Origin of the sequence: Faecalibacterium sp. I2-3-92, from assembly GCF_023347315.1 — a bacterium.
Classification (GTDB): Bacteria; Bacillota; Clostridia; order Oscillospirales; family Ruminococcaceae; genus Faecalibacterium; species Faecalibacterium duncaniae.
The window spans coordinates 2,244,134-2,267,183 of record NZ_CP094470.1 but is presented as its reverse complement, the minus strand read 5'-3'; the positions used below and the strand labels follow the sequence as shown (position 1 = coordinate 2,267,183).

Here is a 23,050-nt window from a genome sequence, read left to right as displayed (position 1 = left end):
CAAACAAGCAGCGCCCTGCCGGGACAAACCGGCAGGGCGCTGCTGTTTTCTGGGATCATTTTTTTCGCTTCTTGAAATCGACCGGCAGCGTTGTCCACCGCTTCCGGAAGAGGTACGCCGCATCCTTGGGCTGGCGCTGGCGGGTGAAGATGCCTTTTTTGTTGCCGTCCACCCGCAGGATGCCCTCGGTGGTCTGGAAATCGGCAAAATTCCACACCAGCTCACCCTGTACGAAATCGTAGTGGTCGAACACGGCGTGGGTCATCTCCAGATATTCATTCTGGTACTCGGCACTCCACATCACACTGGGGAGCTTGTGCGCACCGCTCAGGTTGTCGGTGCCGTACTCAGTGAAGATGAGCGGGCGACCATGCAGGACTTTTGCCCAGCCGTCCATCTCATGGTGGAAGGCGGCTTCGGCATCCGCCAGCCCGGCCCCGCCCAGTACATACCAGCCATAGTAGCGGTTCAGGCTGACGAAATCGGCAAAACGCTGGCCCTTGCTGGTGTCTGGCAGGCTGGTCATCAGGACCGTATAAGTACGGGGGCGCTTCTGAGGGTCGAGGCGGCGGGCCAGCTCGAACAGGGGCTTGAAGTATTCCTCAGTGCCCGCGCTGGTGCACTGAGGCTCGTTGAGCAGGCTCCATGCGATGACCGAGGGGTGGTTTTTGTCCCGGTCGATCATATCGGTCAGGGCTGCCTTGTGGTTCTTGAGCAGCACAGGCGTGGTCTCCTTCTCAAAAAAGCCCTGCTGCCTGCCGTTGCCCTGATTGGCGGCCAGGAAGTTGGCCGTGCTCTGCATAAAGCCCACGGCGGGGACTTCGTCAATGATGAGGAAGCCCTCTTCATCGGCCATCTGGTAGATCTCCTCAGCGTAGGGGTAGTGGCTGGTGCGGAAGCAGTTTGCGCCGATCCACTTCATCAGCTCGAAATCCCGCTTGACGGTGGGCAGGTCGAGCCCACGGCCCCGGATGTCGGCATCCTCGTGCCGGCCGAAGCCCCGCAGATAGACCGGGCTGCCGTTGAGCAGGAAACGCCCGTGCCGGATCTCAAAGGTGCGGATGCCGATCCGGTCCAGATACTCGTCCACCACCGCGCTGCCCTCGTGGATGCGGATGACCAGATCGTAGAGATAGGCGGCGTGGACATTCCACAGCTTGGCGTTTTTGACCACCAGCGTACCGGTGGTGCCGGAGCTTTCGGCCACCCGGGTGGTGCCGTCGTAAAGCTCCACAGTCACGGGGTGGGGGCCGTTGGTGGACACGGTATAGTCGATCTCGGCCCCGGTCTCGGTCAGGCGGTATCGGGTGGAATAGTCCAGCACCCGCTCCTTGGGCAGGGCCATCAGCCAGACGGGCCGGTGGATGCCGGCGTAGTTGTAAAAATCAAAGTAGGGTGCGGCGATCTTTCTGCCGTCCGCAAGGGTGCGGGTGGTGCCTGCGGGCAGCATCGTCTCGCTGAGCTCGTTATTCGCCAGAACACTGAGCTTGTTGAACTGGTTGTAGCGCACGATGTTGGTCACGGTGGCATCAAAGGGCAGGAAGCCGCCCTCGTGCTGGGCCACCTCCACGCCATTGACGAAGACCCGGGCCCGGTGGGTGACCGAGCCAAACCGGAGAACGATGTCCCAGCCGCTCCATTCCGCAGGGACAAAAAAACTGGTCTCGTACCAGAAATCACCGCAGTATTCGCGGGAGGCCTTATCGGTGAACAGGTCGCAGAAGGAGGCGGGCACCGGCATGGAAAGAGAGGAGGGCAGGTCCAGCGCCCATCCGTCCTCCACACCCTTGCTCTCGGGGTCGAAGCTGAAACGCCACATCCCGTCCAGGCCGATGAGACGGCGGGTGGTGGTAGCGCGGGGATACAGCAGGGAGCGGTTCATCAGGATGACCTCACATTCATCAGCCCGGCGGCATTTTGCGTGCCACAGGGGCGTTTATTGTCTTTATACCCAGTATGACAGAAATTTTATAAAAGGGATAGAAAGATTTTTGAATAAATCCAGACTTTTTTCAGGAAAACAGGCGCTGCTCTGGGCAGAATACCTATTATCTCCGGCTGGATTTAAAAACTTCCGTAAAGAGTGCCACAAAAAGTGAATGCTGGGAAAAAGAGGGAAAAACAGAATGTGAACGAACTGTGAAAATGTACAAAAACAATACCTTAAAATTGTACGAATTCACCTAAAAAATATTCTAACATTTTTTGATAAAAGTTTGTCATAATATTGGGGTACAAACTTGGATACAGCAGAAGGGACGCTGTGCCGTTTGAATTGACCACCGAAGGAGAATACAATGGCAAATGAAATGCAAAAGACCACCCCGTTTGGGATGCGGGACAAGGTCGGCTATATGTTCGGCGATTTCGCCAACGATTTTACTTTTATCCTGTCGTCCAGCTTCCTGATGAAGTTTTATACCGACGTGATGGGCGTGAGCGCCGGTGTTGTGGGCATGATCATGATGATCGCCCGCTTTGTGGATGCTTTCACCGATGTGACCATGGGCCAGATCGTGGACCGCTCCAAGCCTACCAAGGACGGCAAATTCCGCCCCTGGCTCAAGCGGATGTGCGGCCCTGTGGCCATCGCATCCTTCCTCATCTTCCAGTCCGGTCTGGCTGGGATGTCCTACGGCTTCAAGGTGGTATGGCTCTTTGTGACCTATATCCTGTGGGGCTCCATCTTCTACACCTCCGTCAACATCCCTTACGGCTCCATGGCCTCCGCCATCTCTGCTGACCCCAAGGACCGCGCAGAGCTGTCCACCTGGCGTACCATCGGCAGCACCCTGGCCAGCCTTGTGATCGGCGTTGGCACCCCCATGGTGGCTTACGTCACCGTCAATGGTCAGACGGTCCTCTCTGGCAGCCGCATGACCATCATTGCAGGCGTTTTCTCTGTCTGCGCCATCCTCTGCTACCTGCTCTGCTTCAACCTGGTGCGTGAGCGTGTGGACGTGCCTGCCAACAACAGCAAGATGGACATTGGCAAGATGCTCAAGAGCGTGTTCACCAACCGTGCCCTGCTGGGTATCATTGCTGCCGCCCTCTTCCTGCTGCTGGCCATGCTGACCATGCAGGGCATGGCTGGCTATGTGTTCCCCAACTTCTACGGCAGCGCCGCCGCCCAGTCTACCGCTTCTCTGCTGAGCAGCGTGCTGATCCTGCTCGTCTGCGCACCCTTTGCCTCCAAGCTGGCCAGCCGGTTCGGTAAAAAAGAGCTGGCCACCGTATCCTGCATCGTGGCCACGGTGCTGGAGGTCATCTGCTTTGTTCTCAAGCCCGCCAATGTCTGGGTCTATGTCGGCTTCTTCTGCGCCGCCTTCATCTGCCTGGGCTTCTTCAACACCATCATCTGGGCAATGATCACCGATGTCATCGATGATTCCGAGGTCCGCAACGGCATCCGTGAGGACGGCACCATCTATGCGGTCTACTCCTTTGCCCGCAAGCTGGGTCAGGCGTTCTCTTCCGGCCTGACCGGCGGCCTGCTGACCATGATCGGCTACAGCGCCGCCACTGCCTTTGACCCGGAGGTCACCATGGGCATCTTCAACATCTCCTGTATTGCCCCCGCCATCGGCTTTGTGGCCGTGGCCCTGAGCCTGTTCTTCATCTACCCCCTGACCAAACAGAAGGTGGAGGAGAACGTGGCCGCACTGGCACAGCGCCATAATAAGTAAGGAAACGGATCAAGCCGCCCACGGGAAATTCCTGTGGGCGGCTTGTTTCTGCTTCAAAATTGATGTATACTAATATATCAGGAATGCCACAATGGCACGAGCGGAACAACAGGAAAAAGGAGCGGTGTACGATGCGGGTGGATCCTTTGCAGATCCTTACAAAGCTGGCAGCGGTGCAGAATATCCCGACCCGGCGGGTCACCCCGCCCTTTGAGGGGTTGGAAGAGTTTGACTACGGCCTGCGGCGATCGCTGGACCCCCAGTTCGACTGGCAGGAGTTCGGCCAGCTGCTGCTGGACAGCACCCCTGAAAATACCCTGCTGCTGGTGGAGGGCACCTTTGAGCTGCACTTTGCCCTGTTCCGCATCCCCGATGAAAAAAACACGGTCTTTCTCATTGGACCCTGGACGGTGGGCCCCCGCACCCCGAGCGCCCGCAAATGGGTCAGGCGCTATCTGGGGGAAGCCGGAGAGGCCGCTGTGCAGGAGTACTACAACGGCGTGAAGATCCTGGAGGCCAGTGATTTCTATGGAGCTTTGCGGGTTGTGGTGGATACGATGTTCGGCTGCACTGTCCCGGTGCAGGAGCTGAAGGAATTCCTGCCCTTCCAGTTCCACCCGGATACCCGCTATTTCCACGAGCCGGAGTTCCAGAAGGAAATCCCGGTCACCATGCTGGAGCAGCGGTATGAATCGGAGAACCGCATTCTGGACGCGGTGGCCCGGGGCGATGAGGAAGCCGCCATCGAGGCCATGCACCAGCACTCCCGCTTTACCTATGGCGGCCGGTTCGAGGGGACGCTCTACCAGCAGAAGAACAAGATGATCGTGCTGAACACCCTGCTGCGCAAGGCCATTGAACCCAGCAAGGTGCATCCCTATTATATCGATGCCATTTCCAGCAAGTACAGCCGCATCATTGAGGAAGCCAACGAGGTGCCCAACGAGATGATGTGGCAGATGACGCGGGATTACTGTGCCTATGTCCGCCGCTACTCGCTGAAGGAGTATTCGCCCGCGGTGCAGAAGGTGATGAACTACGTCAACCTGAACGTGGCCGAGCCGCTGACGCTGAAAAGTCTGGCCGCCATGTGCTTCATCAGCCCATCGTACCTGTCGGCATTGTTCAAGCAGGAGACCGGCAGCACCCTGATCGATTATATCAACACCCAGCGCGTCAACCGCGCGGCCCAGCTGCTGGTGCAGAACAACCACACCATTGCCGCCGTGGCCGAGGAAGTGGGCATTCTGGACGTGAATTATTTTACAAAGATCTTCAAAAAGACGCTGGGAGTCACCCCCACCCGCTACCGCCGCGAACACAAAGAAAAGTGAAAAATGAAAAAAATGCCCGGTTTTTCCCGGAAATGTACGTTTTGTGCAAAACTCCCGGGAAAAACGGGCATTTTCTGTACAGAGAAATTTGTTGCATGAACAGAACGATGTTGTAACCATTTTGAAAGGATTTATGGATTTTTGGCATGGAATTTGGATGTATGTTGCATTTTCGACTGATTTTGTACTTGATAGCAAAAAGAATGTTGTACACAACAATATCAACTGTGAAGAATGCACAAAGAAATGACCGGAATCTTGTGAACTTGTCCCATTGCGAATGATTTTCCAGACGGTTATAATACAAACAGAAACCATGGAACATACATGTAAGTATATTCCATGAGATGCTGTGATATGCGAATGAAGGAGAACAAGATTATGAAAATGATTTCCCGTCGTGACTTTATGAAGGCTTCTGCTGTTGTGGGTGCTGCCGGCGTTCTGACCGCCTGCGGCGGCTCCTCCAGCTCCACTGCTGCTTCCTCCACCGCTGCTTCTTCTGCAGCTGCTTCTGCAGCTGCTTCTGAGGCTGCAACCGGCAGCGTAAACGTCGGTGTCTGCATCTATCAGTTTGCTGATAACTTTATGACCCTGTACCGCACCGACCTGGAAGAGTACCTGAAGGATAAGGGCTACTCCGTGACCATCGTTGACGGCAAGAACGACCAGAACACCCAGACCGAGCAGATCAACACCTTCCTGCAGCAGGGCGTTGACGTTCTGATCATCAACCCTGTTCAGACCACCTCTGCACAGACCATCGTGGATACCATTTCTCCCTCCGGCACTCCCATCGTCTTCATCAACCGTGAGCCCGAGAAGGCTGTTCTGGACTCCTACGCAGGCAAGTGCTGCTACGTTGGCGCTGACGCACGTCAGTCCGGTACTTACCAGGGCGAGCTGATCCTGGAGACCGAGACCCAGGGCGATATCAACGGCGACGGCAAGATCACTTACATCATGTGCAAGGGCGACCCCGAGAACATCGATGCTCAGTACCGCACCGAGTACTCCATCAAGGCTCTGACCGATGCCGACAAGGAAGTGGAGTGCCTGTACGAGTACCTGGACAACTGGGATCAGACCACCGCACAGCAGGACGTTGCAAACGCTCTGGCACAGTACGGCGAGAAGATCGAAGTTGTGTTCTGCAACAACGACGCAATGGCTCTGGGTGCTCTGCAGTCCATCGAGCAGGCTGGCCGTACCGTTGGCAAGGACATCTACCTGGTCGGTGTTGACGCACTGAAAGAGGCTGTCCAGAACGTTGTTGACGGCAAGATGACCGGTACCGTTCTGAACGACGACGTGGGCCAGGCTACCAAGGCTGCCGAGGCTACTCAGCTGTTTGTTGAGGGCAAGGACGTTGAGGAGTACTACTGGGTCGACTACGTCAAGGTCACTACCGAGAACGCAGCACAGTACCTCTAATTCCTGTGGCACAAAACTCACGTTTGCAAGGTACGCAGTGAGTCCTATGGCTTGGTAAAAGCTTAAAAGCGCGTGCGTGCGAGATTTCTCTCGGGCGCACGCGCCTTCTTTTGGAAAGAAAGGACGCACCGCGCGGCCTGCAAATTGCAAGATAAGGAGGCTCTGCGGAATGTCAGAATACCGTCTGGTAATGAAAGGCGTGGTCAAGACCTTCCCCGGCGTAAAAGCGCTGGACCACGCGCAGTTGGAGCTCCGCCCCGGTAAAGTTATGGCCCTGATGGGCGAAAACGGTGCCGGTAAGTCCACCCTGATGAAGTGCATGTTCGGCATTTACAAGATGGACGAGGGCGAGATCGAATACGAGGGAGAAAAGGTCGTTATTGCGAACCCGTTGGAAGCACTGGGCCGCGGCATTGCCATGGTGCATCAGGAGCTGCAGCCCATCCCGGCCCGTACCGTGGCTGAGAATATCTGGCTGGGCCGCTACCCCACCAAAAAGGTTGGCCCCATCACCATTGTGGACCACAGCAAAATGTATGCCGATACCGATGCACTGCTGAAGAAGCTGAAGCTGCAGATCAATTCCCACGCAAAGCTGGGCAGCCTGAGCATTGCCCAGATGCAGATGGTGGAAATTGCAAAGGCTGTTTCCGCAAACTGCAAGGTGCTGATCCTGGACGAGCCCACCTCCTCCCTGACCGCCAACGAAGTGGAATCGCTGTTCCGCATCATGCGTGAGCTGAAGGAGCAGGGCGTTGCACTGGTTTACATCAGCCACAAGATGGATGAGATCAAGGTCATTGCTGACGAAGTGACCATCATGCGTGACGGCCATTACATCGGCAAGTGGGACGTTGCCAACATGACCAAGGAGCAGATCATCGCCAAGATGGTCGGCCGTGAGCTGTCCAATCTGTTCCCGCCGCTGGAGAACCACCCCTCCGAGGAAGTGATGATGAAGGTGGAGGACTTTACCTCCATCCATCCGCGCTCCTTCCGCCATTGCAGCTTTGAGCTGAAAAAGGGCGAGATCCTGGGCGTGGCTGGTCTGGTGGGCGCACAGCGCACCGAGCTGATGGAAGGCATCTTTGGTCTGCGTGCACACACCTCCGGCAGGGTGTGGATCAAGGGCGAAGAGGTCCACATCAAGCAGCCCCGCGATGCCATCCGGAAGAGCGTGGCTCTGCTGACCGAGGACCGCCGCGCAACCGGCATCATGGGTGTGCTGAGCGTGGCCGACAACATCTCCATTGCATCGCTGGACGCTCTGCGCAAGGGCCCCATCATGCTGGATGACAAGAAGATTTTGGATCTGGTGGCGACCAATAAGGAAAAGATGGCCATCAAGGTGCCCAGCCCCAAGACCCAGATCAAGAGCCTGTCCGGCGGCAACCAGCAGAAGGTGCTGATCGCCCGCTGGCTGGCAAATAACCCTGATGTCCTGATCCTGGACGAGCCCACCCGCGGCATCGACGTTGGTGCAAAGTACGAGATCTACTGCATCATTGCCGATCTGGCCAAGCAGGGCAAGAGCATCATTATGATCTCCTCTGAAATGAGCGAGATCATTGGCATGTCCAACCGCGTCATGGTCATGTGCGATGGCCGCGTCACCGGCTTCATCGACGGCAAGGACGCGACCCAGGAGAACATCATGGAGCTGGCTACCCAGTTTGAGACCGCGCCGGAAAAGGCAGCGGCCAATCAGTAAACAAGGAGGCTGTCTATTGTGGAAGCTACCAAGAAATTAACGGGTAAATCCGTAAAGAAATGGCTGGGCAACAACGCCATTATCGTTCTGATGCTGCTCGTCTCTCTGTTCGTCGGCATCATCCACCCGAACTTTTTTGCACCTGCAAACCTGATCAACCTGTTCAAGAACGTGTCCATCCGCTACATCATCGCGCTGGGCATCTCCGGCTGTCTGATCACCACCGGCAACGACCTGTCCGCAGGCCGTCTGGCTGGTTTTGCTGCCTGCCTGGCCTGCATCTTTGCGCAGACTGAGGGCGCTGCCGGTAAGTTCTACCCCAACATGCCCACTCTGCCCACCCCTGTGGTGTTCATTCTGGTCATTGCCATCTGCGCCATCGTGGGTCTGTGCAACGGTCTGGTCGTTTCTTACCTGAAGGTCCAGCCCTTTATCGCTACCCTGGGTATGCAGCAGGTCGTCTACGGTATCTGCCTGGTCTACACCGGCGGTACCCCCATCGGCTCCCTGAACAAGAACTTCACCTCTCTGGCCTCCAACACCATCCTGAAGGTCCCCGTGCTGATCTGGATCGCCCTGGTCGTGGCTGTATGCTTCTGGTTCCTGTACAACAAGACCCGTCACGGCAAGTACATGTACGCCATCGGCGGCAACGAAGCTGCTGCTGAGGTGGCCGGTGTCAACGTTTACGCCACCAAGATCCGCATCTACATCCTGGCCTCCTGCATGTTCGGTCTGGCAGGCTGCCTGCTGGCTGCAAAGTCCGGCGGCGCATCCGTCAACACTGCAATGGGCTATGAGCTGGATGCCATTGCGGCTTCTACCATCGGCGGCGTTTCCACCACCGGCGGTGTCGGCACCGTGCCCGGCATTCTGGTCGGCGTTCTGGTCTTTGAGCTGATGAAGGTCGCTCTGCAGTTTATGAACGTCAACTCCTCTTACACCTATATCGTCCAGGGCCTTGTCATCATCGTGGCTGTGGCCATCGATATCCGTAAGTACCTGGCAAAGAAGTAACCCCTCATTCGCATACAGAGAAGCCCCCCGCCGGTTCTCCCGGCGGGGGGCTTCTGCTGTTATTTTCCCAGCTGCCGCTGCTGCAGACGGTACTGGCGGGGTGTCAGCCCCTCCTGCTGCTTGAACAGGCTTCCAAATAGCCCTCCGCGTTTTCTCGCCCACTCTCCGAAAAAAGTTGGAGAACTTTTTCTTTTTCGTTGAATTGCACAAGAACTTGCCTCCTTGTTTGGCGGTTGCGTTGAATTTACGAACGTTCTTTGAATTTTGATATTTTTCTTCGATTTATTATAACATAGCTCCCGGAAGAGTGGTATACTACAAGCCAGAAACAGTGCTGTTAAGTCCGGAAAACAAAGATCGGTGAATGAGGTGTGTCTTATGAGTGTTTACGAAAAAATTTCCGGTTTTGCGGATGAGATCAGCCAGGACTTTGACCAGCAGCTCAAAACTGTGACGGATCTGGGGATGAAGTATATCTGCATCCGCAGCGCCGAGCACAAGGGCATTGCCGATTACACCCCTGAGGAAGTGCGCACCGTTCTTCTGCCAAAGCTGCGGGCCGCAGGTGTGGGCGTTTCCAGCCTGGGTACGGCCATCGGCAAGGTGGAGGTGGACGATGAAGAGGGCTTTGCCAAGCAGCTGGAGCAGCTGGAAACACTCTGCGAAACGGCCAGGCTGCTGGACTGCTCCTTCATCCGGATGTTCAGCTTCCTCATCCCCAAGGATGCCGATGCAGACAGCTATACCGATGTGGTGCTGGATAAGCTGCGTCAGTTTATCCGGATCGCGGAAAAGCATGACATTGTCCTGCTCCATGAAAATGAGAAGGGCATCTACGGAGACACCGGTGCCCGCTGCAAATTGCTGTTCGACCGGCTGGCCTGCCCCCACTTCAAGGCGGCGTTCGATTTTGCCAACTTTGTCCAGTGTGAGCAGGACACCGCGGAGTGCTGGGAATTGCTCCATGACCAGATCGTTTATATCCACATCAAGGATGCTCTGCCCGGCTACCTGCTGAATGTGCCCGCAGGCACCGGCCTTGGCAAGATCCCTGAGCTGCTTCGCCGTGCTTTCTGCGAGGAGGGCTACCACGGCTTCCTGACGCTGGAGCCCCACCTGGCAATGTTTGATTTCTTTGCACCAGGAGCCAAAGGCGGAAAGAGCCAGAAGCTCCAATTTGAGAATAACCCGATCGTCGAGAAGATGAAGTCCGAGATGGCCGAGCCGGGCCGCCCCAAGGACGGCGCAGAAGCTTACGCCACCCAGTATCATGCACTGGTCGAGATCCTGAACCCCATTCTCAATTGATATCCACTCTCCGTTTACCATAAGCTGCCACAACAGAAGCCCCCCGCCGGGAGAACCGGCGGGGGGCTTCTGCTGTTTGCGGCAAAAAAGCTGGGCCCCATGCTGTCAGCAGCTTTTTATTTGGAATAGGACAATATTTTGGCGGCTTGTCAGTCACTGGCAGGCCGCTTTTTTCTTTGTCAAAGGCAGTTTCGTGAAAATGACCGAAAGAGGATACCTGATTTGTGAATATCAACAAAAGTTTTTAAAATACTTGATTTTAATTTAGGGGGGGGGGGGTATAATAAAAGGACAAAAATTCCTTTGAGAACAAAGCACTCAGCAACCTGGCTGAGACCTGCAATGCGGAAAATGGAACCTACAGGGGAGGTGACAGTGCGGTAGGAATCTGGAGGGTTCCTTGCGGGGAATCCGTTGCAAAAATGCAAATAGTGATGAAAGGAATGAAGAAAGTTGAAACAGAAAAGTCAAAACCGGTTTTTGGCGGCCCTGCTGGCAGTGGCAATGATGCTTCAGATGCTTCCCATGCTGGCTTTTGCGGAGGACGCACCCGGCACCGGAGAGTATGTAGCATGGATCGGAGATCAGGGCTATACGTCCTTGGTAGATGCTGTGAAAGCGGCAAAGAAAGGTGAGACCACTACCATCACCCTTGGCGAGGGCAATTATACACTGTACGGTATCAAAAGCGACGATACGACCAAGGGAAAAAACCTGACCTTTGTGGGGCAGGGAACTGACAAAACGTTCTGGAATATCGGTGCTGAGGTGCCGAACCCGGAGTATTATGGCACAGAGTATAACGGCGATTACAGCTTTGATAGTGCCAAAACAGTCACCTTCAAAAATATGACGCTTCGCTCCGGTGATAAAGATTATCTGGGCTTCATCCGTATTGACAATACAGTGGTGGAAAACTGCGTCATCAACGGCAAGACAGACTATTGGGGCTATACCAGTGCAGTGTTCAAGGATACGACCTTCAATGCACCAAGCTCTAATTATGCACTCTGGACGTATTGTTCCCCGACCATGACATTTGATACCTGCACCTTCAATGCGAACGGAAAAGCGATCAATGTTTACACGGATTACAGTGCAGGAGCCCATGACATCACGGTTAACTTTAACAACTGCACCGTGAATTCCAACTTCCAGTCCTATGTATCAATGTTCAGTAACAATAAAACTGCGCTGAACATCAACGACAGCAACATGGGCAGCCATAAGTACATCATCAATATCACCGATCCCCATGTCACGGCTGCCCGGGATACAACGACCTGTTCGCAGGTGTTCGGCTATGGCGGTAAAGCAGCTACTAACAACAAGGGTAAAACAGATGTACATCTGAACGGTGAGCTGGTCTGGACAAACGGCGAGATGCAGACACACTCCTATACCGATGGTGAGCATGACAAGGCCTTTACCTACACCTATTCGAAGTGGACAAAGTTCGATGAGCGAAATGAGTGGCGGGATGTAACGAAGACCTGCGATTACTGCCACCGGGAGTTGGAAAAACATCAGGAAACTGCCAGTGTGTACCGCCTCCAGTACAACCTGAATGGAGGCACTGGCGACGAAACTGCCTACAAAGATGCTTTTTCCCATGAAAAAGAGAACGTGACGCTTGCAGCAGCTCCCACACGAGAAGGCTACCAGTTTGCTGGATGGCTGAGCCTTAACGGTAAGCTCTATAAAGCTGAGAGTGAGCTTGTCCTGACGGGTGATGAGGTGTTTACGGCACAGTGGAAGAAGGATGAGCCTGTCGTCAATCATACCCTGACCGTGACCGGCGGCACCTTTGCTGTGAAAAACGGCGACATTGATGTGACCGACACACTGGAAACCAGCACCGATGAGGCCAGCGGCAAGCAGACCTGCCTTGTGCCGGATGGTGCAGAAGTCACCGTGACGCTGGACCAGACGAAGGTTCCCGAGGGTATGGTGTTTGATCTCTGGTCTACCGGCAATTTTGACCTGCCGCAGGATCAGGATTACAAGGCAGAGTCCATTACCTTTACCATGAATGACGATGTGGATGTGGCTGCACAGTACCGCAGCGCTGACATTGAGGATGGTTCTGATGTTGTTGGCCCCATCATTGTCGGTACGGCTGTTGTGGCTGGCGGCGCACTGGTCGGCTACACGCTGGGCACCGATCTGGTGGGCCAGATGTGGGGTCTGCCTTACTTCCCCAGCAACCGCAGTGCTCTTGCAATGATGCTGTGGGAGGATGCAGGCAAGCCTATGCCGGAATCTGAGATCCTCTACCCCGATGTTGGCCAGGAAGAACAGGATATGGATCTGCAGCATGCTGCCCGCTGGGCCATGGAGCACGACCTCATGCCTGACCTGAACGATCAGGATACAGAGCTGCCCCCTGAACAGGTGAAGTTCTATCCGGACAACATGGTTACCAAGATCAGCGTGCTGCGTGCTTGGAAGAAGGCACAGGACCTCAAGCAGAATGCGCAGTAAAATTTGACATCCTCTGATATTTCCCAAACACGGCAGGAGCGCCCCACCGGGTCATACCGGCAGAGCGCTCCTGCTGTGTTTCTGTTAAGCTTCAGGAAAGGGGAACACACTCCACTCAGCGGCCCACGATGAGGTCGCGGCGGCAGCGCAGGCCGACCGTCAGGAAAGCGCTGTCGCCCAGCTGCCGCAGCACCACCCGCTGGGTGTCGGTCTGGCCCTCGCACAGCAGGGAAAGGTTCAGGGTGGTGGAACCCTTCTCCGTGGTGAGCACCAGCGTGGACACGCCCTGCTCCATCAGGGTCTTCATGTCCTGAATGGTGGTGCGGAAGGTGGCGGCGCAGTCCGGCACGTCCAGCGTCAGGACACGGCCCTCCTGCCGGGCGGTGTAAAGGACCTGACGGCCCAGCAGGCCCTTGACGGTGTACCGGGCTTCGGTGGTCTTTGCCTCGTCAGCGGAGATCAGCATGATGTCGCCCTGAATGGGGTCACCCTCCGGTGCGCCGTAGCCGCCGTAGGCGGGGTCGGTCTCGCCCACGGCAACGTCGCCGCTGTGCAGCGCGATCTCGCCCTGAAGCATCACGCTTTCGTCCTGCGGGGGCAGGTAGCCTGCAACAACGGTGTCATCGGTGGCAGCTGCAGCGGCAGGCTCCTCGGCAAATGCGCCGACGCTCATGGGGATGGCAAGGGACAGCACCAGGGCTGCGGCAATGGCCTGACGGCCCAGCATTGTATTCAGAATCTTCATAAGAAATATACCTCCTGTACTATGGACGAAAAACCGCCCGTTCTGTAATGAATACGGAACGGGCGGCTTATTTATTGCAGGGGGAAGGAAATTTTTATGGAACGTTAAACCCCTCAGTCACGCTCCGCGTGACAGGTCCGGGTTGCGGCACCCAGCATCCACTTCGTGTTGTAAACAACACTTGTGTCTTGCTGGCCGCGGCCCCAACAGCAACGCCCTTTATCCGCCACTGGCGGCGGTTGTTACTGTTGCCCCTAATAGTGGGGCCCTTGGCATAAAGGGGAACTCGCAGGGCTCTACGCAGCGCCAGAGCCGCCCCTACTAGGGGCGGTGGCAATGCGAAGCATTGACGGTGGGGTTTAACCTTCCCGGTTCAGGATCTCCATGAACTCATCGCCGGTGATGGTCTCTTTCTGGTACAGATACTGGGCCAGCTCATCCAGCTTTGCGCGGTTGTCGGTCAGGATCTGCACAGCCTTGGCGTGCTGGGCCTTGACCAGCTCCACCACCTTCTGGTCGATCTCACACTGGGTCTGGGCAGAGCAGGCAAGGGAAGTGTCGCCGCCCAGATACTGGTTGTTGACGGTCTCCAGTGCCACCATGTCAAACTCATCGCTCATGCCGTAGCGGGTCAGCATGGCGCGGGCCAGCTTGGTGGCCTGTTCGATATCATTGGAAGCGCCGGTGGTGATGGAGTGGAACACCACTTCCTCGGCGGCACGTCCGCCGGTGAGGGTGGCGATCTTGTTTTCCAGCTCCTCCTTGTTCATCAGGTAGTGGTTGCCCTCGTCCACCTGCATGGTGTAACCCAGAGCACCCGAGGTGCGGGGGATGATGGTGATCTTCTGCACGGGGGCGGAGTGGGTCTGCTTGGCGGCGACCAGAGCGTGACCGATCTCATGGTAGGCTACGATGCACTTTTCGTGGTCGGTCAGGATGGAGTTTTTCTTCTGGTAGCCTGCAATGACCACCTCAATGCTCTCCTCTAGGTCGGATTGGGTCACGCTCTTGCGGCCCGCGCGGACGGCCCGCAGCGCGGCCTCGTTGACGATGTTGGCCAGCTCGGCACCGGACGCGCCGGAGGCCATCCGGGCCACGGTGGTAAAGTCGATGCCCGGGGCCAGCGCGACCTTCTTAGCGTGGACCTTCAGGATCTCCTCGCGGCCCTTGAGGTCGGGCAGCTCCACGGGCACTCGGCGGTCAAAGCGGCCGGGGCGGGTCAGGGCAGGGTCAAGGGATTCGGGACGGTTGGTGGCGGCCAGAATGATGACACCGGTGTTGCCCTCAAAGCCGTCCATCTCAGTCAACAGCTGGTTCAGGGTCTGCTCGCGCTCATCGTTGCCGCCGTATTGGCCGCCGCTGCGCTTTTGGCCAATGGCATCGATCTCATCGATAAACACGATGCAGGGGGCTTTCTCCTTGGCCTGCTTGAACAGGTCGCGCACCTTGGAGGCACCCATGCCCACGAACATCTCCACGAACTCGGAGCCGGAGATGGAAAAGAAGGGCACGTTGGACTCACCGGCCACAGCCTTGGCCAGCATGGTCTTGCCGGTGCCCGGAGGGCCCACCAGCAGGATGCCCTTGGGCATCTTGGCACCAATGCTCTCATACTTGCTGGGGTCGTGCAGATAGTTGACAACTTCCTGTAAGTTTTCCTTGGCCTCGTCCTCGCCGGCTACATCCGCAAAGCGGATGCCTGCCGTGGACTGCACATAGACCTTGGCGTTGGATTTGCCCATGCCGCCAAACATCATGGAGCCCGGGCCGCCGCCGGCCTTTTCCATCAGCTTTTTGTTCATCTGGTTGCCGATGGCCGAGAACAGGATGATGGGCAGGACGAACCAGATCAAAAAGCTCAGTACCGGCGAGGACTGTTCCACGATCTCGCTGGAGAAGGTGGCTCCGGCATCGTACAGCCGCTCGGTCAGGCCGGTGTCGTTCATCAGGCCGGTCCTGTAGACCTGCGTCTCGTCCTTATCGGTAAAGATGATCTGGTTGGATTCAATGTCCACACGGCCGATGTTCTTCTCCTCGGTCATGGTCATAAAGGTGCCGTAGTCCACCTCTTTGATCTGGCGCTCCCCCATCCACGGCAGCAGCACAAAGTTGAGGAGCAGCAGCATCAGCAGCACGAGGGCGTAATAGATCGCCAACGGCTTGCGCGGTGTCTTGACTTCTTTCATAGGATTTCCTCCTCGGTAAACGGTCTCGCCCTCTCAGTCTGCTTCGCAGCCAGCTCTCCCAAAGGGAGAGCCTTTGACAAATCGGTCAGGGGCCTTATTCTTTCGATAAGCTTATCTTAACACAACGAAAATTAACAAAAAAGCTTTTCGAGGGCTTGTTTCCAAAAACTTCCCAGATTCTTAACAAACCCCGAAGCCTGGCGGGAGGGAAGCGGGGGAATGCCCTAAGCAAGTGTCCGCTGGGGTGGGACCCTGTTGCCGCAGGCAATAGGGCGGGCGATGGAATGGCCTGCAACGACAGCGACCGCCGCCAGTGGCGGATGCAGGGAACTGTTGTTGGGGCCGCGGCCAGCAAGACGCAAGCGTAAGCGATGCGAATGCTGGGAGCCGCAACCCGATTTCACTTGCGTGGGCATCCCCCGCTTTCCCAGCGCTCTACGATTCGATACAGAAAGCGCAAAATTTGGAAAATTGTGCCGCTCCTGATGTGAATTTGTTTCATTTTTGATATGAGCCAAACTTCTTGACAGCAAATCCGACGTTTGGTACAATAAGCTCACTTTGAAACACAAAGACCAAATGCGTTGACGGGGAAAAAACGATCTTCTTCTGCTTCAGAGAGCTGCCGGGTGGTGCAAGGCAGTGCGGAGGGTTTCGGTTACTGGCCCCTGAGCGGCAGAGCTGAACGGAGAGTAGGCTCTGACGGATGCCCACCGTTACCGGGGCAGCGATTCGCCGCCAAAAGCTGATCGTGTGAGTGGCTGGTTTTCCAGCAAAGAGAGTGGTACCACGGGTGCTCTGTTAGAAAAAATGACAGGCCCTCGTCTCTCAAGGCTTATCGCCTTGGAGACGAGGGCCTTTTCGTATGTAACTCCTTCAGTCAGATCCTTACGGATCTGCCAGCTCCCTCGGGGAGGGAGCCTCTGGCGAAGCGGGAAACTTTACCGTACTGCCAAGGGCCCCATCTCAGAGGGGGCTGTCACCGTAGGTGACTGGGGGAGTTGGGCAGGAAGAAACCTCAAAAGTGTAATTTGTTTAGGAGGACACGCAAAATGATGGACGCAACCAAGTACGCACCGGGATATTACCCTGCCCCTGCCGGTTATGACAGCTGGGTGAAGAAGGATCACATTGAAAAGGCCCCGGCCTGGTGCAGTGTGGATCTGCGCGACGGCAATCAGGCTCTGATCGTGCCCATGAGCCTGGAGGAAAAGCTGGAGTTCTTCCAGATGCTGGTGAAGATCGGCTTCAAGGAGATCGAGGTGGGTTTCCCCGCCGCCAGCGATACTGAGTACGAGTTCCTGCGTACCCTGATCGAGAAAAACATGATCCCGGAGGACGTGACTGTGCAGGTGCTGACCCAGTGCCGCGACCACATCATCCGCAAGACCTTTGAGGCTGTCAAGGGTGCCCCCCGCGCGGTGATCCACTTCTATAATTCCACCTCCGTGGCCCAGCGCGAGCAGGTGTTCCACAAGAGCAGGGAAGAGATCAAGAAGATCGCCACCGACGGCGCAAAGCTTGTCAAGCAGCTGAGCCAGGAATACGAGGGTAACTTCCTGTTTGAGTACAGCCCCGAGAGCTTTACCGGCACCGAGGTGGACTATGCTGTGGAGGTCTGCAACGCAGTGCTGGATATCATGCAGCCCACCCCTGACCGCCCCATGATCATCAACCTGCCTGTCACGGTCGAAATGAGTATGCCCCATGTCTACGCCAACCAGATCGAGTATTGCGATAAGCACCTCAAGTACCGTGACAGCGTGATCATCTCCACCCATCCCCACAACGACCGCGGCACCGGTGTTGCCTGCGCCGAAATGGCTGCTCTGGCCGGAGCCCAGCGCGTGGAGTGCTGCCTGTTCGGCAACGGTGAGCGTACCGGCAACGTGGATGCCGTGACTCTGGCCATGAATCTGTACAGCCACGGCGTAGACCCCAGACTGGACTTTTCCGATATGCCCGAGATCTGCGCTACCTACGAGCGCGTGACCCGGATGCACATCTACGAGCGCACCCCCTACGCCGGTCAGCTGGTGTTTGCAGCCTTCTCGGGCAGCCATCAGGATGCCATTGCAAAGGGCATGGCCTACCGCAAGGAGCGGGGCGAGCACCGCTGGACCTGCCCCTACATCCCCATCGACCCCCACGATATCGGCCGCACCTATGATGCCGATGTCATCCGCATCAACAGCCAGAGCGGCAAGGGCGGCATCGGCTTTGTGCTGGAACAGAACTACGGCTATAATCTGCCCCCCAAGATGCGCGAGGTGCTGGGCTACAAGGTCAAGAGCGTGTCCGACCACAGCCACAAGGAGCTGAGTGCAGGCGAGGTGCTCCGCATCTTCGAGGAGAGCTTCCTCAACCGCGAAAAGCCCCTCCGTGTGGTGGAGGCCCACTTTGCACAGGTCAACGGCATTACCGCCACGGTCACCCTGGACCTGAACGGTCAGCGCAAGGTGGTCACTTCGGTGGGCAATGGTCGTCTGGATGCTGTGGCCAACGCCATCCAGAGCGCCACCGGGATGGACTTCCATCTGGAAAGCTACTCGGAGCACAGCCTGGACGAGGGCAGCACCTCCCGTGCGGCTTCCTATGTGGGCCTTGCCTGGGGGGATGGCAGCATGACCTGGGGTGCCGGCACCGACACCGATATCATCGTCGCCGGCATCAAGGCGCTGGTTTCGGCAATTAACAGTAAATAAAAATCGAACTCCCTCAGTCACCTGCGGTGACAGCTCCCTCTAAGAGGGAGCCTGTTGCGTAACGGAAAGGCAAAGAGGCCCCCTCCTAGAGGGGGCTGTCGCGTAAGCGACTGGGGGAGTTATAAAAGATAAAAGGAGAGTATCACCATGGGAATGACTCTGACGCAGAAGATTCTGGCCGCACATGCGGGTTTGCCGGAGGTCAAGGCAGGCCAGCTCATCAATGCCAAGCTCGATATCGTGCTGGGCAACGATATCACCACCCCGGTCGCCATCAACGAGTTTGAGAAGGCAGGCTTTGACGGCGTGTTCGACAAGGAGCACATTGCCATCGTGCTGGATCACTTCGTCCCCAATAAGGACATCAAGAGCGCAACCCAGTCCAAGCAGTGCCGCGAGTTTGCCAACAAATATGATATCCTCAACTTCTACGATGTGGGTCAGATGGGTGTTGAGCACGCCCTCCTGCCCGAAAAAGGCATCGTGACCGCCGGTGACTGCATCATCGGTGCCGACAGCCACACCTGCACCTACGGTGCACTGGGCGCATTCTCCACCGGTGTGGGCTCCACCGATATGGCTGCCGGTATGGCCACCGGCATGGCATGGTTCAAGGTGCCCTCTGCCATCAAGTTTGTGCTCAAGGGCAAGTTCAGCCCCCGCGTATCCGGCAAGGACCTGATCCTGCACATCATCGGCATGATCGGTGTGGACGGCGCACTGTACAAGTCCATGGAATTCACCGGCCCGGGCGTGGCTTCCCTGACCATGGAGGATCGCCTCTGCGTCTGCAACATGGCCATTGAGGCCGGTGCCAAGAACGGCATCTTCCCTGTGGACGAGGTCACCAGAGCGTATCTGAACGGCCGCAGCCAGCGCACCCCGGTCTACTACGAGGCTGACCCGGATGCCGAATACGAAAAGACCATCGAGATCGACCTGGACAAGCTGGAGCCCACGGTCAGCTACCCTCATCTGCCGGAGAACACCCACCCCGCCAGCGAAGGAAAGGACATCCGGATCGATCAGGTGGTCATCGGCAGCTGTACCAATGGCCGTCTGGAGGATATGGAGGCCGCTTACAACATCCTCAAGGGCAGACACATTGCCAAGGGTGTGCGGGGCATCATCATCCCGGCCACCATGGCGGTTTATAAGGAGTGCATCCTGCGCGGCTGGACCGAGGCCTTTATTGATGCGGGCTGCATCGTGTCCACCCCCACCTGCGGCCCCTGCCTGGGCGGCTACATGGGCATCCTGGCCGAGGGGGAGCGCTGTGTCTCCACCACCAACCGCAACTTTGTGGGCCGCATGGGCCATGTCAAGAGCGAAGTCTATCTGGCAAGCCCGGCCACTGCCGCTGCCAGCGCCCTGACCGGCTATATCACCGATCCCCGCACGGTCTGATCGAAAAGGAGAAACAACGATGAACGCAAAAGGTTCTGTTTTCAAATACCCGGATAACGTGGATACCGATGTCATCATTCCGGCCCGCCACCTGAACACCCAGGACCCCAAGGAGCTGGCCAGCCACTGCATGGAGGACATCGACAAGGACTTTGTCCGGAACGTCAGGGACGGCGATGTCATGGTGGGCGGCTGGAACTTCGGCTGCGGCTCCTCCCGTGAGCACGCCCCCGTGGCCATCAAGGCCGCGGGCATCTCGGTGGTCATTGCCAAGAGCTTTGCCCGTATCTTCTACCGCAACAGCATCAACATCGGTCTGCCCATCATGGAGTGCCCCGAGGCTGTGGATTCCATCAGCGCAGGGGATACCGTCAGCGTGGATTTTACTACCGGCCTCATCACCGATGAGACCACCGGCAAGACCTTCCAGGCGGAACCCTTCCCGCCGTTTATCCAGAAGATCATTGCCGACGGTGGCCTGATGAAGTCGCTGACCAAGAAATAAACCCCACCGTCAATGCTGACGCATTGCCACCGCCCCTAGTAGGGGCGGCTCTGGCGTTGCGGAAAGCTCTGCGAGTTCCCCTTTATGCCAAGGGCTCCCCATACTAGGGGAGCTGTCGCGCAAGCGACCGAGGGGTTTGGGTAAGAAGCTGTTGAGGAGAATTTAGAACTATGAAAAAAAACATTGCTGTCATCTGGGGCGACTGCTCCAGCCCCGAGATCGTGAAACAGACCATCCGGGTGCTTGATAAGGTGGCTGAAAAGTACGGCCACACCTTCCACTATACCGATGCCGCCATGGGCGGCGAAGCCATTGACAAGTACGGCGACCCGCTGCCTCAGCACGAGCTGGACAAGTGCCTTGCTGCGGACAGCGTCCTGCTGGGTGCCGTGGGCGGCCCCAAGTGGGAGGGCCTGCCCGGTGAGCAACGCCCGGAAAAGGGTCTGCTACGCCTGCGCGCGGGCATGGGCCTGTACTCCAACAACCGCCCCGCCAAGATCTGGCCCCAGCTGGCCCCGGCCAGCCCTCTGAAGCCTGAGATCGTGGCACAGGGCATTGACTTCATCATCGTGCGGGAGCTGATCGGCGGCGTGTACTTCGGCAAGCACGAGACCCACACCCTCGAGAACGGCGAAAAGCAGGCCATCGACTCCATGCCTTACTCTGAGCACGAGATCGAGCGTATCGGCCGCATCGGCTTCGAGACCGCCCAGAAACGCCGCAAGAAGCTCTGCTGTGTGGATAAAGCCAACGTGCTGGATACCAGCCGCCTGTGGCGCAGTGTGATGCACCGACTGCAGGCCGAGTACCCGGACGTGGAGTACAGCGAGATGTTCGTGGACAACTGTGCCATGCAGATCGTAAAGAATCCCGCGCAGTTCGATGTCATCGTCACCGAGAATATGTTCGGCGATATCCTGTCGGACGAGGCCTCCATGATCACCGGCTCCATCGGCATGATCCCGTCCTCCTCTCTGGGCGATGGCACCCGGGGCCTGTACGAGCCCATCCACGGCTCGGCCCCCGACATTGCGGGCAGGGATATCGTCAACCCCACCGCCTGCATCCTCTCTGCCGCCATGATGCTGCGCTACTCCTTTGGCATGGCTGAGGAGGCCGATGCCATTGAGAACGCCGTGAACAAGGTGCTGGACAAGGGTCTGCGCACGGCAGACAACATGAGCGAAGGCTGCACCTGCCTGGGCTGCACCGCTATGGGTGATGCGATCCTGGCCGAGATTTGATCTGAAATGAATCGCCCTCTCTGTCAGCGTGAACGCGCTGCCACCTCTCCCGAAGGGGGAGCTGGCAAGGCCTGCGGCCTTGACTGAGAGGGCATTTTCGTTCTCCCAAAAACAAAAATGCAAACTTTTTGCAAATTCCTCTTGCAATTTGCATCCGAAGCGTGTATAATCTCCCTTGCACGAAAATGCAAATTGATTGCAATTTACTGCAATAAAGCACATTACAGTTGTTTTTGGAGTATCAAATGGAATTGTTTCTGGATGTTCTGGGCGAATCTCTGGTGGACACCGCCAAGATGCTGCCCTTCCTGTTTTTGGCCTATCTGTTCATTGAATATGTGGAGAACCGCCATGGCGAGCGCATCGAAGCCATCCTGGCGGGGGGTGGGCGCTGGGGCTCTGTTCCGGCGGCGCTGCTGGGCTGTGTGCCACAGTGCGGTTTCTCTGCCATTGCGTCCAATTTCTATGCGTCCCGGGTCATCAGCCTGGGCACGCTGATGGCTGTGTTCCTCGCCACCAGTGATGAAGCGGTTCCGCTGCTGGTCTCCATGCCTGCTTACTGGGATAAGCTGGTGCTGCTCATGGTCATCAAGGTGCTCTACGCCATTGCGGTGGGCCTGGTGCTGGATTTTGTCCTGCGGGGCGTTCTGCCCAGGAGCCTGCGGGGCGGCTATACCGGCAGCGCCGATGAGATCGACTGCCACGAGGAGCACAGCGATGAGGAGGGCAAGCCCGCCCCCATCTGGAAAGCCGCCCTTCGCCACACGCTGGAGATATTCGTGTTCATCTTTGTGTTCAGTCTGGTGTTCGGCCTCATTGTGGAGGGCGTGGGTGAGGATGTCTTTGCCGACGCTCTGGGCCGGATGGGTTTCTTCCAGCCGGTGGTGGCCGCACTGGTGGGGCTGATCCCCAACTGTGCCGCCAGCGTCCTGCTGACCCAGCTCTATGTGGAGGGAGCCCTCCGCTTTTCCAGTCTGGTGGCAGGTCTGTGCACCGGCGCGGGCGTGGGCCTGGCCGTTCTCTGGCGGGCAAACCCCTCCTGGAAGCAGAACCTCTTTATCACCGGCCTGACCTGGGCTGCCGGTGCGGCTGTGGGTGTTGGGATCCAGATCGTGGTAGCCATTTTCGGTTAAAGTAAAATATTCAGTCAAAACGCCGTTTCGGGATATCCCGGAGCGGCGTTTTGTGTTATACTAGACAGTATCAAAACGATAAAATGGCTCACCCTCTCCGTCATCGCTTGCGCGATGCCACCTCCCCCAAAGTGGGAGGTCTTGACAGTCT

15 protein-coding genes and 1 other annotated feature are annotated in these 23,050 nt (G+C 57.0%); of the genes, 12 read left to right on the top strand and 3 right to left on the bottom strand.

What is annotated here, in order from left to right; all coding sequences use genetic code 11:
* Positions 1-55: 55 nt before the first annotated feature.
* The gene (uidA, locus tag MTP42_RS11060; RefSeq protein WP_207697610.1) at positions 56-1,882 is read right to left on the bottom strand and encodes a beta-glucuronidase; all 1,827 of its coding nucleotides are present in this window, start codon (positions 1,880-1,882) and stop codon (positions 56-58) included.
* Positions 1,883-2,297: 415 nt separating this feature from the next.
* On the opposite strand from uidA, the gene MTP42_RS11055 reads away from it, so the two are divergent.
* The 7 genes from MTP42_RS11055 to MTP42_RS11025 all read left to right on the top strand — a co-directional run bounded on the left by MTP42_RS11055 (position 2,298) and on the right by MTP42_RS11025 (position 12,974).
* Entirely contained in the window at positions 2,298-3,686 is a 1,389-nt protein-coding gene (locus MTP42_RS11055) for an MFS transporter (RefSeq protein WP_249257321.1), read from the top strand.
* A gap of 131 nt (positions 3,687-3,817) precedes the next feature.
* On the top strand, positions 3,818-5,020 hold the full coding sequence (locus MTP42_RS11050; RefSeq protein ID WP_156058488.1) for an AraC family transcriptional regulator: 1,203 nt from the start codon (positions 3,818-3,820) through the stop codon (positions 5,018-5,020).
* Between the two features lie 381 nt (positions 5,021-5,401).
* Entirely contained in the window at positions 5,402-6,454 is a 1,053-nt protein-coding gene (locus MTP42_RS11045) for a substrate-binding domain-containing protein (protein ID WP_249257320.1), read from the top strand.
* Positions 6,455-6,623: 169 nt separating this feature from the next.
* Positions 6,624-8,165 carry a sugar ABC transporter ATP-binding protein gene (locus MTP42_RS11040; protein WP_249257319.1) on the top strand — a complete coding sequence of 514 codons (1,542 nt, stop codon included), beginning with the start codon at positions 6,624-6,626 and terminating at the stop codon, positions 8,163-8,165.
* 18 nt (positions 8,166-8,183) lie between these two features.
* Positions 8,184-9,182, top strand: a complete 999-nt coding sequence (locus MTP42_RS11035) for an ABC transporter permease subunit (RefSeq protein WP_005931572.1) — start codon at positions 8,184-8,186, stop codon at positions 9,180-9,182.
* 378 nt (positions 9,183-9,560) lie between these two features.
* Complete coding sequence (locus MTP42_RS11030) at positions 9,561-10,490, top strand: sugar phosphate isomerase/epimerase family protein (RefSeq protein WP_249257318.1); 930 nt, start codon at positions 9,561-9,563, stop codon at positions 10,488-10,490.
* A gap of 453 nt (positions 10,491-10,943) precedes the next feature.
* The gene (locus MTP42_RS11025) at positions 10,944-12,974 is read left to right on the top strand and encodes an InlB B-repeat-containing protein (protein ID WP_249257317.1); all 2,031 of its coding nucleotides are present in this window, start codon (positions 10,944-10,946) and stop codon (positions 12,972-12,974) included.
* Between the two features lie 115 nt (positions 12,975-13,089).
* On the opposite strand, the gene MTP42_RS11020 is transcribed toward MTP42_RS11025, so the two are convergent.
* Positions 13,090-13,719 (bottom strand): transcriptional regulator, IclR family protein, encoded by a 630-nt coding sequence (locus tag MTP42_RS11020; protein ID WP_215666034.1) that lies wholly within the window; start codon positions 13,717-13,719, stop codon positions 13,090-13,092.
* Positions 13,720-14,078: 359 nt separating this feature from the next.
* Complete coding sequence (ftsH, locus tag MTP42_RS11015; protein WP_249257316.1) at positions 14,079-15,905, bottom strand: ATP-dependent zinc metalloprotease FtsH; 1,827 nt, start codon at positions 15,903-15,905, stop codon at positions 14,079-14,081.
* Positions 15,906-16,480: 575 nt separating this feature from the next.
* Positions 16,481-16,737, top strand: a binding site (T-box leader).
* 220 nt (positions 16,738-16,957) lie between these two features.
* Between ftsH and MTP42_RS11010 the strand changes: the two genes are divergently transcribed.
* From MTP42_RS11010 to MTP42_RS10990, 5 genes are all read left to right on the top strand, one after another.
* Positions 16,958-18,610 (top strand): 2-isopropylmalate synthase, encoded by a 1,653-nt coding sequence (locus MTP42_RS11010; protein ID WP_249257315.1) that lies wholly within the window; start codon positions 16,958-16,960, stop codon positions 18,608-18,610.
* Positions 18,611-18,757: 147 nt separating this feature from the next.
* Positions 18,758-20,017: a 3-isopropylmalate dehydratase large subunit gene (gene leuC, locus MTP42_RS11005; RefSeq protein WP_156065633.1), complete on the top strand. Its 1,260-nt coding sequence runs from the start codon at positions 18,758-18,760 to the stop codon at positions 20,015-20,017.
* Positions 20,018-20,036: 19 nt separating this feature from the next.
* Positions 20,037-20,522: a 3-isopropylmalate dehydratase small subunit gene (gene leuD / locus MTP42_RS11000; RefSeq protein ID WP_156058482.1), complete on the top strand. Its 486-nt coding sequence runs from the start codon at positions 20,037-20,039 to the stop codon at positions 20,520-20,522.
* Between the two features lie 170 nt (positions 20,523-20,692).
* Positions 20,693-21,766 (top strand): 3-isopropylmalate dehydrogenase, encoded by a 1,074-nt coding sequence (gene leuB / locus MTP42_RS10995; RefSeq protein ID WP_249257314.1) that lies wholly within the window; start codon positions 20,693-20,695, stop codon positions 21,764-21,766.
* Positions 21,767-22,011: 245 nt separating this feature from the next.
* Positions 22,012-22,899, top strand: coding sequence for a putative manganese transporter (locus tag MTP42_RS10990; RefSeq protein ID WP_097773501.1), 888 nt, complete (start codon positions 22,012-22,014; stop codon positions 22,897-22,899).
* The last annotated feature ends 151 nt before the right edge of the window (positions 22,900-23,050 follow it).